This window comes from Christensenella tenuis (assembly GCF_014287795.1).
GTDB lineage: Bacteria > Bacillota > Clostridia > Christensenellales > Christensenellaceae > Christensenella > Christensenella tenuis.
Map to the genome: position 1 here is coordinate 397,643 of NZ_JACOON010000002.1, position 14,256 is coordinate 411,898.

A 14,256-nucleotide genomic window follows, 5' to 3' on the forward strand; every position below is an offset into this window, starting at 1 on the left:
TATGAAACTGTGGATCAATGGAAAAGAGGCCGACGTGCCATGGCGCAATTTATACGATGCCGTGCGTTCCCCGCAGGATGGAGGATATACGGATCAGGTAGTAATCCTCAACGGATATCAGACGCGGGAAAACCTGCCGCTTTCTGAAAACGATGAAATTATTGTCATCCGTAAGGGGGAAATGCCCGGGAAAGATGAACTGGAGCAGATGCTGCGCGCGCGGCATACGCCGGGCGTGTATGAGAAAATCAGGCATGCCCGCGTTGCCATAGCCGGGCTTGGCGGACTCGGATCCAATATCGCCGTCAGCTTGGCGCGCATGGGCGTAGGCCATTTGCACCTGATCGACTTTGATGAAGTGGAGCCGAGCAACCTGAACCGCCAGCAATACCGCTTGTGCCATCTGGGGCTGCCCAAAACGGAAGCGCTGCAAAAAGAGATCGCCGAAATCAACCCCTTTGTATGCGTTCGTACGGATTGCGTGCGGCTGACGGAAGAAAATGCGGCTTCCATTTTGCAGGACGATATGGTCATATGCGAAGCGTTCGATTGTCCGGAAGCAAAGGCGATGCTTGTGAATACGGTCCTCGCGGAATGTCCGGGAAAAGTAGTCGTGGCAGCGTCGGGAATGGCGGGCTATGGCAGCGGAAATACCATTCATACACGCAAGGTGATGAAAAACCTTTATCTTTGCGGGGATGAAGAAACGCCGGCGCAGCCGGGGCGCGGCTTGATGGCGCCGCGGGTTATGATATGCGCGGGCCACCAGGCGAATATGGTTCTGCGGGTCCTTTTGGGAGAATTGGATGAATAAGCGCGGCATAGTGCGCTTTCAAAGGAGTGAAACGATGGAACAGACAGATACGCTCGTCATTGGCGGGCATGAATTTACCTCGCGGTTTATTCTCGGCTCGGGAAAATACTCGCTTAAGCTGATCGAAGCCGCGGTAGAGAACGCCGGCGCGCAGATCATTACTCTCGCGCTGCGCAGGGCAGCCGCGGGAAACGTGGAAAATATACTTGATTTTATCCCGAAAGGGGTAACGCTGCTGCCCAATACATCAGGGGCGCGCAATGCGGAGGAAGCGGTACGCATTGCGCGGCTGGCACGGGAAATCGGCTGCGGGGACTTTATAAAAATTGAAGTAATCCATGATTCCAAATATTTGCTTCCGGATAATTATGAAACGGCGCGCGCCACGGAAATATTGGCTGGGGAGGGCTTTGTTGTCCTGCCTTATATGTATCCGGACCTTATCGCTGCGCGGGATATGCAAAACGCTGGGGCGGCGGCGGTTATGCCGCTGGGCGCGCCGATTGGCTCCAATAAGGGGCTGTGTACGCGGGATTTTATCGAGATCTTAATCAATGAGATTGACCTGCCCGTTATTGTAGACGCGGGTATCGGCAGACCGTCGCAGGCGTGTGCGGCTATGGAAATGGGCGCTGCTGCAGTAATGTGCAATACGGCCATCGCAACCGCAGGGGATATCCCGGCAATGGCGGAAGCGTTCAGGAAAGCGGTTGAAGCGGGCCGGACGGCATATCTCGCCGGAACGGGAAGAATACTTGAGCAGGGCGCGAGCGCGTCTTCGCCGTTGACAGGTTTTTTACAGGAATAGGGGCGAAAAGCGATGAGTGAAAGAATTGACCATATGACCTATCTGCCCGGGATGGAACAAATCCAGCCGGATATTATGGAGCAGGTCCTTGCGCGAATGGATGCATATGACTGTGGACGCTATACGGCAGCCGATGTAGAAGCAGCGCTAAAGCATGACGTATGTACGCCGGAAGATTTTGCGGCCCTTTTGTCGCCTGCGGCATTTCCATTTTTGGAAGAAATGGCGCAAAAGGCCCGGCAGGAAACCCGTAAACATTTTGGAAATTCTATTTATCTGTTCACCCCCCTGTATCTGGCGAACTATTGTGAGAATTATTGCATCTATTGCGGGTTCAATTCCCATAACCATATCCACCGCGCGCGCCTCAGCAGCGAAGAAATGGAACGGGAAATGAAAACGATCGCCGCCACGGGGCTTGAGGAAATCCTGCTGCTTACCGGGGAGAGCCCCAAAATGTCGGATGTAGCCTACATTGGGGAAGCATGCAAAATAGCGCGCAAGTATTTTAAGGTAATAGGGCTTGAAGTATATCCGATGAACTCGGAAGATTACGCTTACCTGCACGAATGCGGCGCGGATTTCGTAACCGTATTCCAGGAAACGTATGATACGGAAACCTATGAAAAACTCCACTTGGGCGGGCATAAACGGATTTTTCCCTACCGGTTCAACGCGCAGGAACGCGCGCTTATGGGCGGGATCCGCGGCGTCGGATTTGCGGCGCTGCTTGGCCTCAATGATTTCAGGAAGGATGCATATGCAACGGGAATGCATGCATGGCTGTTGCAGCGGAAATATCCGCATGCGGAGATTGCCTTTTCCTGCCCGCGCCTGCGGCCAATTATCAATAACGATAAAATCAATCCGCGCGATGTGCACGAACTGCAGCTTTTGCAGGTCATCACGGCTTACCGGCTGTTCATGCCATTTGCGTCTATCACAATTTCCAGTCGCGAATGCGCCCGTTTCCGCAATCATGTCATCGAGATCGCGGCGACAAAAATTTCTGCGGGCGTAGACGTAGGGATCGGCGGGCATTCGGGCGAAGCCAAAGGAGACGAGCAGTTTGAAATCGACGACGGGAGGACGGTGGACGAAATCTACCAGATGATCCTGTCAGAAGGTTTGCAGCCCGTCATGAGCGACTATATTTATGTTTGAACTCATTGCGGTTACAAACCGCCATTTATGCAAAACAGATTTTTTATCGCAAATAAAAGAGGTCGCATCTGCGGGCGTATCCGCGATTATCGTACGCGAGAAAGACCTCGAAGAACAGGAATACGGGGTGCTTGCCAAAAAGGTTATGGCCGTTTGCCGGGCTTTTGGAACTACCTGTATTCTGCATACTTTCGCAGATGCGGCGCACGCCGCTGGCGCAGAGCGGATTCATCTTTCACTGCAGGCGTTTGCCGCCCGGCCGCAGATACGAAACTGGTTTTCGCGGGTTGGCGTTTCCGTTCATTCTGTAAAGCAGGCGCGTGAGGCGGCTGAACTTGGGGCAGACTACCTGGTTGCGGGCCACATATTCGAAACGGCATGCAAACCAGGGCTTGCGCCGCGCGGGCTCCCGTTTTTAAAAGAGGTCTGCAGCGAAGCTTCCATTCCCGTGTTTGCAATTGGGGGAATCGGCAGTGGCAATATCGGATTGGTACGGGAGGCCGGAGCCAGTGGGGCGTGCCTTATGTCGGCGTTTATGGAAGCCGGAAAAGCCGCGTATACGCTGGAGAAGCTGGCCAAAAGCCTTTCTTTCCCGGCCAAAAGCGCTCCGTTATAATTTTACGGGGCAGTCCTGATCGTTTCACCGAATGATTTCTGCTGGGCAAGCGCTTCTTTTTTGAGCCGGTTAAATAGTTTGTACAGCGCGGGAATTGCGGCAACAGCCACACAAATGGCGCATTCGATACCCACGACCGCACCGTTATATCCCAGGGAATAAAGCCATGCGGGCATACCTTCGGGGGCATACATACCAAAGAAAATCCAACCGGAAAGAAACTGGCAGATAAAGCGCGCCCCGCAGCCATATACAATGCCGGGGATAATGCTGCTTTTTGCCAGCCCCGCCAGCGCAAGCAGTGAAAAAGAGGCGAGGTAATCGAGCGCGAATTGTGGGAACGATAAGAAAAAAGGTTCCTGCACAAATTGCAGCAGCCCGTAGCACAGCCCGGCGATAAATCCTTTTTTAAATCCATAGATATAGGAAAAAGCGAGCATTGGCAGCATGCTTGCAGGCGTAATAGACCCGCCGTTCGGCATGGAAAACACCTTGATAAAACTCAGGAGAAAAGATGCGCCGATGCAAAGGGCAGCAGTGGTTAGCTCTTTTGTTGTCCACTGGGATTTTTTTGTGATCTGCTTTCCTCCATTCGTTTTGCGCCGGTACAGGAAATAGCCAATCAGCCCTGCAGCGATGATTGCGCACACAATAACGATTGCGGGCAAGGTAAGTTCGGAAAAATCGTCAAACATAATATAACGCTCCTTTGCGTGGCCGGCCGCCGAGAGGAAGGCCGGAGAATAAACGAACGGGCGATGCCGTCCGGGTTCCCGTAAGCACACTGCAAAAAAGGAAAACTCCCGCTGCCTGCGAGAGTTTAAATTTACTGTAAAAATTTATGCTTCCCACGCACGCATTATCGTGCAGGTTGAAGGGTTTGATTCTCAGCCGCAGCTCCCCCAGCAGTGTATTTACTTTTTGAATATGGTATAATGGTATCACCAACGAAAAATGAATGCAAGGTGTTTTCAATGAAAAAAAGCTTCTATGCCTATCTATCGCGGATGCGGCACATCAAGCGGTGGGGCCTTATGCGGAATAATATAGAGGAAAACGTAGCGGAACATACCTTCTCCGTCGCGCTTATCGCGCATGCCTTGTGCATCATACGGAATACATATTTCGGCGGGAATATCGGCGAAAAGGAAGTGCTCGCCGCGGCGTTGTATCACGAAGCGGGCGAAGTAATCACAGGTGATCTTCCCACACCGATCAAATATTTTGACGGTAATATTACGCAGTCCTATAAAAAAATCGAACGCCATGCGGAAGATACTCTCGTTTCTATGCTGCCTGAAGAAATGCAGCCTTCCATCGCGCCGTATGTGCGGCAGGAAGTGAATGCGGACGTAAAAATCCTCGTGAAAGCGGCAGACCGCCTCAGCGCCTACATCAAATGCCTAGAAGAGCTTCGGACGGGAAACCGGGAATTTGAAAAAGCCTGCACGCGCACAAAGGAAGCGGTAGAAGGAATGGATTTGCCGGAAGTGGAATATTTTATGGAACATTTTCTGCCGGGATATTCTCTTACGCTGGATGAATTGAACTGAAAGGGAACCAATGGCGACGATTAAAGATGTTGCCGCTGCTGCAGGCGTATCTGTCGGCACGGTGTCGAACGTACTCAATGGAAAAACAGACAATATCGACCTGATCGAACGTGTCGAACGTACGATGCAGGAGCTCGGCTATCGCCCGGATGCGAAGGCGCGCAGTTTAAAGAATACAAAGTCATGCACCATCGGCCTCGTTGTGCCCAACCTTCATCAGGCCGAAATAGCGGCGATGCTTTCGGCAGTGGAAGAGCGCCTTGAAGAGATGGGGTATCATCTTACCGTCAAAAACAGCAAAAACAACCGTGTATTGGAACGAAAATATATTGAACAATTGCTTGAGGAACGTGCAGACGGAATCATTGTGTATCCCTGCGGCGAAAACGGGAATTACCTGAAGCAATTATCCGGAAAAGAAGAGACGCCGGTGGTTCTCGTTGGAAACCACGTGGCAAAGTCGGATGGAAACTGCGTATACATTCGCTATGAGAAAGCGCTTGCGCGGGCGTTTTACCGGTGCCGGAAAGAGGGCGTTCTTCCGGGAATGATTTTTGAGCGCGGGATGATCGGCGAAAAAGAATTGCAGGATCTGCATATGTCCTGCTTTGGGCAAAAAGCGCATCTGAAGCTGATTGACTGCAGTGGGGAGAAGGGGTTCCGCGCTGCATATACGATGTTGGAACAGGGGGCGGACGTGGGGCTGCTGATTGCGGGCAATGCTGCTATCGCACAGGGAGTGCGCCAGGCCGTGCGCCTTCGCGGGAGAAATCTCCCGGTGATCGCTGTCAAAGAACAAAATTGGGTTGAAGACGAAGAGCATTATTGTGCCGTGATCCATGCGGATTATCATAAGGCTGGAATTCTCGCGGCTGAAAAGGCAGTTTTTGCAGCCGAAGCGGATTTTCCTGTGCAGGAACCCGAATTCATTGAGGCGGAATATCGAAAAACAGAGCCGGTCAGCCGGCCGGAAGCAAAACGAAACGCCACGCTCCGCTTGTGTATGTTTGATTGCCCGGTTACGGATGCGCTGCGGCTTATGGTGGATATCTACACCAAACGAACGGGCGTCACACTGGAAATCGAAGCACTGCCTTATGATGAGCTTGACGGCCGTCTTGCCCGGATCGGCAGGGAAAAAAGCGCGGAAGCGGATGTACTCATGGCGGATATCGTCTGGATGAACGATATGGCAAAAGAAGGCAGCCTGCTTGCGCTGGACCATTTGCAGGATGGCTATACGGATGGGTTCCTGAATGTCCTTATCACCAAATATGGAACCTATCACGGTTTGCTTTATGGGCTGCCGTTCATGTCCGGCGCCCTCCTGCTTTTTTATCAAAAAGACCTGTTTGAAGATGTCGGGCTGAAACGTCTGTACCGGCGTAAATACGGCTGCGAGCTGCTCCCGCCCGCCACATGGGAAGAGTATAACCGCACGGCGGAATTTTTCACGCGGGAGTATAATGACCGTTCCCCCGTACCCTATGGCCTTGCGGCAATCCGGGGGGATAATATATATACGACGATCGGCTTTCTTTCGCGCTTGTGGTCCTATGGCGGGGATGTTTTCTGCGGTGGAAAAATTTGCATCAACAGCGAAAATGCATTGCGGGCGCTTGAGAATTTTATAGAAAGTTACCGTTATGTGCGAAAGGATAAAATCAACTATAATTATAATGATGCAGAGCGCGACTTCATGAGCGGGGAATGTGCAATGGTCGTCAGTTACGATTCCCATGCAGTCAACATAAACGATTATTCCAAGTCAAAGGTTGCCGGAAATATTGGATGTGCCCTGATCCCGGGGCGCCGTCCGGTGCTGGGCGGATGGTATCTTGGCGTGAATCCCTATAGCGCGCATACGGAAGAAGCCGTTAGGTTCCTGAAATGGATCTGCGGGGAAAGCGCGGCTGTGCCTTTCTCTTTTCTCGGGGGAACGTCACTGCGAAAAGATTGCATCGAACGGGAGGACCTTGCGGCAATCTATCCATGGAAAGACCTGCTGTCCGAAACCTATGAAATCAGCCGGATGAGAACCTTCCCGAATGGGGAGAGCGGACGAGGGGTACAGTCGGCCTATAACCATATCATCGGCGGGGAACTCAACCGCGTGCTTGAAGGAAAACAAGAAGCGCGGGAGGCCTTGGAAAAAATGGAACAAAAGCTTCGGCAGCTTTAACTGGCAAGGGAATACCAGCAAGAACAATTTTAAGCGGGCACAAAAATGTGTCTGCTTTTATTTTTACATAAAAAATAAGTTTTTACAAAAAAAGAAGAAAATTTTACAAAAGGTAGTTGCATTTGATAGATGTGTGTGTTATCATACCTATGTGAAACGATTCATATAACGTTTCACATAGAACAATACATATCTGGAAACCATAAAATGCATTATTTGTGACTATTTTTTAAGGGTAAGGAGAAAAACATGAATTCAAGGGAACGAGTTATCAAAACACTGAATCACGAGGAACCAGACCGGGTGCCGTTGGACCTCGGCGCGGGCGGCACTACGGGAGTACAGGCCAGCCTTATTTATTCGCTGCGCCGCGCATTGGGGCTAAAAGAAAAGCCAATCAAAGTAATTTGCTGCTATCAGATGCTTGGAGAGATTGACGATGAACTTGCGGATATTCTGGAAATTGATACAGTTAAGATTGTAGATTACAATAATATTTTCGGTTTCCGCAACGAAGGATGGAAGGAATGGACGCTGTTTGATGGTACGCCCGTGCTCGTTCCGGCCCTGTTTAATACCGAGCCGGATGCGGAAGGAAACATTCTTGAATATCCGCAGGGAGACAAAAGCGTACCGCCGAGCGGGAAGATGCCGAAAGGGGGCTTCTATTTTGACGCAATTACCCGGCAGCATCCAATTGATGATAATAATCTCAATGTAGAAGATAACCTGGAAGAATTTACGCCGTACAGCGACGAATACCTGCGCTATATGGAGGAAACAACAAAAGCAGCATATGAAACGACTAATAAGGCGATTCTCGGCGCACCGGGCGGCACAGCCTTGGGCGATATCGCGTTTGTTCCTGGTGTTCAGCTGAAAGACCCAAAAGGAATTCGTGCGGTAGAGGAATGGTATGTATCCGTCATTATGCGTAAGGATTATATTACAGAAGTGTTTGATCGGCAAACTGATATTGCAATTGAAAACCTGAAACGCTATTATGAAGCGGTCGGCAATAAGATTGTTGCAATTCAGCTATGCGGGAATGATTTTGGTACGCAGCATGCGCCTTTCTGCTCTCCCGAAATGTTTGCGGAAGTTTATATGCCGTACTACAAGAAAATGACGGGCTGGATTCATGAAAACACCCCATGGAAGGTGTTCAAGCACTCGTGCGGCGCGGTAGAACCTTTGATCGAATCCTTCATTGAAGCGGGATTCGATATCTTGAATCCGGTGCAGTGTTCTGCAAATGGAATGGATCCCCAGTTGTTGAAAGACAAATATGGTGACAGGATTACTTTCTGGGGTGCGGGTGTGGATACACAGCAGACGCTGCCTTTCGGTACTCCCGATGACGTAAAGGCAGAGGTGGAAGAGCGCCTGCGGATCTTCAAGCCGGGCGGCGGCTTCGTATTCAATACGATTCACAATGCACAGGCAGGCGTACCGGTGGAGAACTTCCTCGCCATGATCGAAACATTTAAAAAATATAGAGATTATAAGTAATGCCGGAGGCGGAATCAGAAGAACCGGGATTTTCCGGGTTCTTCTGATTTCCTGTAAAATTCTTGACATAAACCTCCCGGCATGATATCATAAATCTTGCGTAAAATGGAATATGCACAAAAAGCCATAGACTCAGGAGCGTAACGCTTAATCTCTGAAATCCTGACGAGGTTGATTTTATAAGAACTTAGTTGCTCTTTTAAGGTCTGGATGGCTTTAAGAGGGCATTTTTATTGAATCCTGCGCAGTAAGCGAGGTGAAAAAGTTGAAAGAAGCAAAATTACAAGCAAAGCAGGCGGCCGTTGCAGATGTAGTAGATAAGATGAAACGCGCGCAGAGCGTCATCGTTCTCGATTATCGCGGCCTTACGGTTGCGGAAGTATCCGACCTGCGGAGCAAGTTCCGTGAAGCGGGCGTAGAGTATAAAGTCATCAAGAACAATATGCTTAAGCGCGCTGCGGAAGAACTGAACATCGAAGGCGTGGAAGATTACTTCAAAGGCCCGACGGCAGTTGCGTTTGGGTTTGAGGATCCAGTGGCTCCGGCCAAAATTCTCTGCAAGTTTGTAAAGGATGTAAACAAGACGGAGATTAAAGGCGGCATACTGGATGGTCAGGCAATGGATGCGGCAAAAATTGAGAGCCTGTCCAAGCTCCCGTCCAAGGAAGAGCTCATTGCGAAGATGATGGGCAGCCTGAATGCTCCGATTACGAACTTTGCTTTGGCGCTCCAGGCGATTCCAAGAGGGCTTGCATGTGCGCTTAAAGCGGTTGCGGAACAAAAACAGTAAAAAGTGCATAGCACAAAAATTTGAAATCTATTAAAAATTTGGAGGATAATAAATCATGGATAACAAGCAGATTCTTGATGCGATTAAAGAAATGAATGTTCTGGACCTTGCGGAACTGGTAAAGGAAATTGAAGAAACGTTCGGCGTGAGCGCTGCTGCTCCGGTAGCTGTTGCTGCTGCTCCGGCTGCTGGCGATGCTGGCGCTGCCGCGGAAGAGAAAACCGAATTTGACGTTGTTCTGAAGGCTGCCGGCGCAGAAAAGATCAAAGTCATCAAGGTTGTAAGGGAAGCTACGGGCCTTGGCCTTAAGGAAGCAAAAGAGATGGTGGATTCCGCTCCTTCCACAATCAAAGAAGCACTGGCAAAAGACGAAGCAGAGAAACTGGTCGCTTCCCTCAAGGAAGTTGGCGCAGACGTAGAAATGAAATAAGTTTTTCCCTTTTTGGAAAAAACGCGATAAGCGGCAAAAAACGCAGCCACAGGCTGCGTTTTTTAATGCGCACTGGTAAGGATATCCTGCAAAAAAATCGAAAAAACGGCTCCTGGGAAGAACGGTTTATGGTTTTAAGCAGGTTTGTCCGGTGTATAATTAATTAGACTGGATCAGGGGGAGACTTGCAGTATGGATGGTTCCGAAAAACAGCTGCTTGACGATTTTTTGGAGCAAGCACATATCAAAAGCAAGGAATTTTATATCAAGGCGGCGCAAAACGCAATTGAACAAGCATATGAATGTTCCAGGGAAGCGATTCTTGCTGCGCGGAAGACTGCGGAGCGTTTGAAAGCATATGCAGAAAACGGAAGCGCGCAGGAGCGTGGCAGTGTGGACGAAGCGGCGGCGGAAGCGGCGGAACTTACCGCCCGTGTTGCGGAAGCAGCGGCGGAAGCGGCGGAAGCGGCCTCTCTTGCAGTTTCCGTCGAATTAAAAGATCGTGATTAATACAAATGGGAGAATTGGTATGGCAGTGACAAAAGAGCAAGTAGAAAAAACAGCGAAAGCCGCTCAGAAAAAAGCGATTGATGCCGGACAGGCGGTAGGAGAAGCGGCCAAGTCGGCGGCTACAAAGGCAAAGGAAGGCCTTGTGGCTTTCGGAAATACGGTAGCAAGCAAATCGAAGGAACTGGTGGAAACGGCCAAGCTGAATACACAGAAAACGCAAAAACAGCGCGAGTTGGAAGAAGCATACCGGCAATTGGGCGAAATGGCCTATGCCAAGGGCAGGCTGCGCGGCGATATGGCAGAAACGGCAAAACGGATTAAAGCCATCTATGCAGAGCTCCAGCAGCTTGAGGTAGCGCTTAATGCGGCACAGTCCTTAAAGGAATGTAAAAGCTGCGGCACAAAACACTACGTAGGCGATAATTATTGCCCGAATTGCGGCGCGAAGCAATGAATACCATCGAGAAAAAACAACCATGGACTAACATAGTTTCCTATCGCCCGGATGAGTATCTTCCGAGGGAGGAATTTGAAAAGCTCAGGGCGGATCTGAAAAATGCCTGGCATACCCTTGGCTGGCTGCACCTTCGAATGACAAATGATCTTGATATTAAAACTACGTCCCCGCTTTCGCGGCCAGAGCTTGCGCGAAGGCTCGCGGAAGTAAAAAAGCGAATCGAAAAAATGATGGATGTATATCTCGGAGAGGATATTTAGGTTCTCTTTCTACGGGCCGACTGGAGCAGCCGATGCAGCTCCAGTCTTTTGTTTTCCAGATCATCTGTTTTTTACCAAAAAAGCAGCAAATAATGTTTTTTGAAAAGTAAGTAATAAAAAATAGCGCCATTATGCGATTTACCCAAAAATTCCCCTGCTTTGATACAAATATGATACAATAAAAAGCGATTATAAATATAAACGTATAAATCCATTGATTTGGGGAAACAGCGGGTTATGATAAATATATTGATCGTAGAAGATGAGCAGCCGATCTCTAACCTGATTCGTGTGAATCTGACAGAGAGCGGATATTGCTGCGACATAACGGACGACGGGATGCAGGCGGCGGACATGATCGAGCAAAACCGGTACGATTTGATTTTGCTGGACATCATGTTGCCCAAGGTAAACGGGTACGAGCTGATGGAATATATCGCGCCCACCGGAACGCCCGTCATTTTTATTACCGCCAAAAACGATGTGGCGGACCGCGTAAAAGGCCTCCACCTCGGAGCGGATGATTATATCATCAAGCCCTTTGAAATTGTCGAACTGCTTGCGCGTGTCGAGGCAGTTTTGCGCCGGTATAATAAGGGAGAAAACAAAATTTCCATAGGTGATGTAGAAATTGATACGCAGTCGCGGTGCGTCAAAAAGGGTGGGCGGCAGGTAGATCTCACAATGAAAGAATATGAACTCCTGCTGCTGTTTATCCGCAATAAAAATATCGCGTTGTTCCGGGAAACCATTTTTGAACGCGTCTGGCAGAGCGATTACCTTGGAGACACGCGCACGGTGGATCTCCATGTCCAGCGCCTGCGCAAAAAACTTGGCTGGGAAAAAATGATTGTTGCCGTCTATAAGGTAGGATACAGGTTGGAATACTAGGATGAAATTTGCCTGGAAGGTATTTTTGTCAACGGTAATTGTGATCGCCGTCGTATTTGCGGTGGGCGGTTATGTTTTGGTTACGTCCTTTTTTACTTCCGCGCTTTCGCGCGAAACAGATCGGGCGCTCGAAGAAAACCAATTGATGAAGCTTGCTTATGAAAGTGCAGCCACCACCTATGTCAACCAGGGGACGAAACTTACGGACGAAGCTGTCGTAAACAGCGTATCCTCCCTCGAAAACGGCGGCAGGCGGGGCATCATTGTTTCGGATGACAACTATAAGACAATTTTTTCCAGTACGGGCCAGCCGCCGGATACGCAGCTCATGCAGGAAATGGAGCAGGCCCGCGTCTACCGGATCAGTGAGCGCGAAGGCCGTTATAACCTTACCGTATGCTGCAGGACGGAAGTGGGCGAGAGGACCGTCTATCTTGAAACCTCACGGGATATTACATCTATTTTCCAGGAACGGGAAACCCAGTTCGATACCTATACGGAATGGAGTATTGTGCTTTTGCTCCTGAGTGCCCTTGTCATGTTGGTCGTCTCCATGTTTTTGACCCGCCCGCTCACGCGGCTCTCCGCAACTACGCGGCGTATTGCGCAGGGGGATTACGATGTGCGCATGAAGGTAAAAGGCGAAGATGAGATTGCAGAGTTCACGCAAGACTTCAATGCCATGACCGACGCGGTACAGGATAAGATGTACGCGCTTGAAAATACGGCGCGCCAGCGCGAAGACTTCGTAGCAAGCTTTGCGCACGAACTCAAAACGCCGCTTACGTCCATCATCGGCTATGCGGATATGCTGCGCTCCAAGCAAATGAAGCCGGAGGAAATGTTCCTTTCGGCAAATTATATTTTTACGGAAGGAAAACGCCTCGAAGCGCTGTCTTTAAAGCTTCTGGAACTGATGGTACTGGAGCGGCAGGAATTTGAAAAACGGCGTATCAATCCGCGCGTATTGATCGAAGAGATTGAAGGACTGATGCTCCCGATTATGGAAAATGCGGGGCTTATTCTAAAAACGGCGGCGCAAAATGCGGTCGTTATGGTCGAACCGGATCTTTTCAAGACCTTGCTTGTCAACCTGATTGATAACGCGCGCAAAGCCTCAGAACCGGGCAGCCTCATTGAGCTGTACGGGCAAATTGACGGGCGCGATTATGTTTTTTGTGTGCGGGACCACGGCCGGGGCATCCCGGAAGAGGAAATTAAAAAAATTACGGAAGCGTTTTATATGGTGGATAAAAGCCGTGCCCGTGCACAGAACGGTGCCGGACTCGGCCTCGCGCTTTCCGACAAGATCGCGCATATGCACGGTTCGCGCCTTGTGTTTAAAAGCATCGTAGGCTCGGGCACGCTCGTATGTATTCGAATTAGAAGGGCAAGGAGGACGCGGCAATGAAGCGGATAGCAAAATATGTGTGCGCAATTGCCGTAACGGCTTTTGTGGTCATTATGAGCGCGTGGCTGCCGCCTTATTTTGCACGCAAAACGGACGCCGCCTTCCTGAATGTCATTCAAACGGATGAAACAGCTTCCGAATCCTATCAATATAAGGCGACAAAATACCAGAAGACCAAGGTGCTGTATGAAGTGCAGCGGTCCGCGTTTGAAGGAAATCAGAATGGTATTTTGGAGGCGGAGACAACAGGCATCGAAACGGCCGGGAGCACGCAGGCCGGAGAAAATGACAGGGAAAGCTTCGTGCAGTATGAATATACCGACGGCATCCCCGCCAAAGGCAGCGTGATGACAAAGGCACAGGCAGAGCTTGCCCTTGTACGGGAGGCGCGTTTGCTCCAGGAGACGGGCGCGCTGCCCAAATTTGATCTCGGAAAGCTCGGTTCATATGACGCAGTCGAAAGCATCGCGTTCCTGCGCGCGTCGGACCCGACGGTGTCCGCCTCGGAGTTTTACTACTGGCAGGGTAATATTTCTAACCCGAAAACAGGAGATACTTATCAGTTCATTATAGACGACGAATTAGGCAAAGTTTATTATATGGATATTGTGTATCCGGGAGCTAACATCACCAACAAAGGGATTTTTGAAAAATGGAGCGAAACCGATATGGAAGAAGTAGTCGTAGCCTTTGCCAAATACCATGAGCTTGAGGCAGACTACAATAAAAATTATTTGGACTGGGATCCTTTCGTAAGCGGTTTGTACGCTATGACAAATTCGGAATTCGATGTATTGGCGGAACTTTCGCATTACGGAAGCTTCCGTATGATTCTTAAACCAGCGGATATTTCATGAA

General features: G+C 49.9%; 16 protein-coding genes and 1 other annotated feature. Of the genes, 15 read left to right on the top strand and 1 reads right to left on the bottom strand.

Features of this window, described 5'->3' with window-relative positions; genetic code table 11:
• Position 1 precedes the first annotated feature (1 nt).
• From thiF to H8S18_RS05660, 4 genes are read left to right on the top strand one after another with little or no spacing between them, the layout of a single operon-like run.
• Complete coding sequence (gene thiF / locus H8S18_RS05645) at positions 2-814, top strand: sulfur carrier protein ThiS adenylyltransferase ThiF (protein WP_186857325.1); 813 nt, start codon at positions 2-4, stop codon at positions 812-814.
• Positions 815-848: 34 nt separating this feature from the next.
• Positions 849-1,622, top strand: a complete 774-nt coding sequence (locus H8S18_RS05650; RefSeq protein ID WP_186857326.1) for a thiazole synthase — start codon at positions 849-851, stop codon at positions 1,620-1,622.
• 12 nt (positions 1,623-1,634) lie between these two features.
• Positions 1,635-2,786, top strand: a complete 1,152-nt coding sequence (gene thiH, locus H8S18_RS05655; RefSeq protein WP_186857327.1) for a 2-iminoacetate synthase ThiH — start codon at positions 1,635-1,637, stop codon at positions 2,784-2,786.
• Entirely contained in the window at positions 2,779-3,402 is a 624-nt protein-coding gene (locus tag H8S18_RS05660) for a thiamine phosphate synthase (RefSeq protein WP_186857328.1), read from the top strand. The genes thiH and H8S18_RS05660 overlap by 8 nt, the downstream gene beginning before the upstream one ends.
• Before the next feature lie 2 nt (positions 3,403-3,404).
• On the opposite strand, the gene thiT is transcribed toward H8S18_RS05660, so the two are convergent.
• Entirely contained in the window at positions 3,405-4,097 is a 693-nt protein-coding gene (gene thiT, locus H8S18_RS05665; protein WP_186857329.1) for an energy-coupled thiamine transporter ThiT, read from the bottom strand.
• 279 nt (positions 4,098-4,376) lie between these two features.
• On the opposite strand from thiT, the gene yfbR reads away from it, so the two are divergent.
• The 11 genes from yfbR to H8S18_RS05720 all read left to right on the top strand — a co-directional run bounded on the left by yfbR (position 4,377) and on the right by H8S18_RS05720 (position 14,255).
• On the top strand, positions 4,377-4,955 hold the full coding sequence (gene yfbR / locus H8S18_RS05670) for a 5'-deoxynucleotidase (protein ID WP_186857330.1): 579 nt from the start codon (positions 4,377-4,379) through the stop codon (positions 4,953-4,955).
• 10 nt (positions 4,956-4,965) lie between these two features.
• The gene (locus H8S18_RS05675) at positions 4,966-7,137 is read left to right on the top strand and encodes an extracellular solute-binding protein (protein ID WP_186857331.1); all 2,172 of its coding nucleotides are present in this window, start codon (positions 4,966-4,968) and stop codon (positions 7,135-7,137) included.
• Between the two features lie 249 nt (positions 7,138-7,386).
• Positions 7,387-8,649: a uroporphyrinogen decarboxylase family protein gene (locus tag H8S18_RS05680; protein WP_186857332.1), complete on the top strand. Its 1,263-nt coding sequence runs from the start codon at positions 7,387-7,389 to the stop codon at positions 8,647-8,649.
• A 106-nt stretch (positions 8,650-8,755) separates the two neighbouring features.
• Positions 8,756-8,890: a sequence feature (ribosomal protein L10 leader region), on the top strand.
• 24 nt (positions 8,891-8,914) lie between these two features.
• Entirely contained in the window at positions 8,915-9,439 is a 525-nt protein-coding gene (gene rplJ / locus H8S18_RS05685) for a 50S ribosomal protein L10 (protein ID WP_186857333.1), read from the top strand.
• Between the two features lie 55 nt (positions 9,440-9,494).
• A complete protein-coding gene (rplL, locus tag H8S18_RS05690) occupies positions 9,495-9,869 on the top strand; it encodes a 50S ribosomal protein L7/L12 (protein WP_186857334.1) in 375 nt (124 codons plus the stop codon).
• A 192-nt stretch (positions 9,870-10,061) separates the two neighbouring features.
• Positions 10,062-10,379: a hypothetical protein gene (locus H8S18_RS05695; protein ID WP_186857335.1), complete on the top strand. Its 318-nt coding sequence runs from the start codon at positions 10,062-10,064 to the stop codon at positions 10,377-10,379.
• Positions 10,380-10,398: 19 nt separating this feature from the next.
• Positions 10,399-10,833 carry a hypothetical protein gene (locus tag H8S18_RS05700; protein ID WP_186857336.1) on the top strand — a complete coding sequence of 145 codons (435 nt, stop codon included), beginning with the start codon at positions 10,399-10,401 and terminating at the stop codon, positions 10,831-10,833.
• Complete coding sequence (locus H8S18_RS05705; protein ID WP_186857337.1) at positions 10,830-11,096, top strand: hypothetical protein; 267 nt, start codon at positions 10,830-10,832, stop codon at positions 11,094-11,096. The genes H8S18_RS05700 and H8S18_RS05705 overlap by 4 nt, the downstream gene beginning before the upstream one ends.
• 237 nt (positions 11,097-11,333) lie before the next feature.
• The gene (locus tag H8S18_RS05710) at positions 11,334-11,987 is read left to right on the top strand and encodes a response regulator transcription factor (protein ID WP_186857338.1); all 654 of its coding nucleotides are present in this window, start codon (positions 11,334-11,336) and stop codon (positions 11,985-11,987) included.
• A gap of 25 nt (positions 11,988-12,012) precedes the next feature.
• The gene (locus H8S18_RS05715; protein ID WP_186857339.1) at positions 12,013-13,398 is read left to right on the top strand and encodes a sensor histidine kinase; all 1,386 of its coding nucleotides are present in this window, start codon (positions 12,013-12,015) and stop codon (positions 13,396-13,398) included.
• Positions 13,395-14,255 (top strand): hypothetical protein, encoded by an 861-nt coding sequence (locus H8S18_RS05720; RefSeq protein ID WP_186857340.1) that lies wholly within the window; start codon positions 13,395-13,397, stop codon positions 14,253-14,255. Before H8S18_RS05715 ends, H8S18_RS05720 begins: the two co-directional genes overlap by 4 nt.
• Position 14,256: the final 1 nt, after the last annotated feature.

Bases quoted from the DNA above. Each gene is read 5' to 3' on its own strand.
- thiF (WP_186857325.1), top strand. From the start codon at position 2: ATGAAACTGTGGATCAATGGAAAAGAGGCCGACGTGCCATGGCGCAAT.
- H8S18_RS05650 (WP_186857326.1), top strand. From the start codon at position 849: ATGGAACAGACAGATACGCTCGTCATTGGCGGGCATGAATTTACCTCG.
- thiH (WP_186857327.1), top strand. From the start codon at position 1,635: ATGAGTGAAAGAATTGACCATATGACCTATCTGCCCGGGATGGAACAA.
- H8S18_RS05660 (WP_186857328.1), top strand. From the start codon at position 2,779: ATGTTTGAACTCATTGCGGTTACAAACCGCCATTTATGCAAAACAGAT.
- thiT (WP_186857329.1), bottom strand. From the start codon at position 4,097: ATGTTTGACGATTTTTCCGAACTTACCTTGCCCGCAATCGTTATTGTG.
- yfbR (WP_186857330.1), top strand. From the start codon at position 4,377: ATGAAAAAAAGCTTCTATGCCTATCTATCGCGGATGCGGCACATCAAG.
- H8S18_RS05675 (WP_186857331.1), top strand. From the start codon at position 4,966: ATGGCGACGATTAAAGATGTTGCCGCTGCTGCAGGCGTATCTGTCGGC.
- H8S18_RS05680 (WP_186857332.1), top strand. From the start codon at position 7,387: ATGAATTCAAGGGAACGAGTTATCAAAACACTGAATCACGAGGAACCA.
- rplL (WP_186857334.1), top strand. From the start codon at position 9,495: ATGGATAACAAGCAGATTCTTGATGCGATTAAAGAAATGAATGTTCTG.
- H8S18_RS05695 (WP_186857335.1), top strand. From the start codon at position 10,062: ATGGATGGTTCCGAAAAACAGCTGCTTGACGATTTTTTGGAGCAAGCA.
- H8S18_RS05700 (WP_186857336.1), top strand. From the start codon at position 10,399: ATGGCAGTGACAAAAGAGCAAGTAGAAAAAACAGCGAAAGCCGCTCAG.
- H8S18_RS05705 (WP_186857337.1), top strand. From the start codon at position 10,830: ATGAATACCATCGAGAAAAAACAACCATGGACTAACATAGTTTCCTAT.
- H8S18_RS05710 (WP_186857338.1), top strand. From the start codon at position 11,334: ATGATAAATATATTGATCGTAGAAGATGAGCAGCCGATCTCTAACCTG.
- H8S18_RS05720 (WP_186857340.1), top strand. From the start codon at position 13,395: ATGAAGCGGATAGCAAAATATGTGTGCGCAATTGCCGTAACGGCTTTT.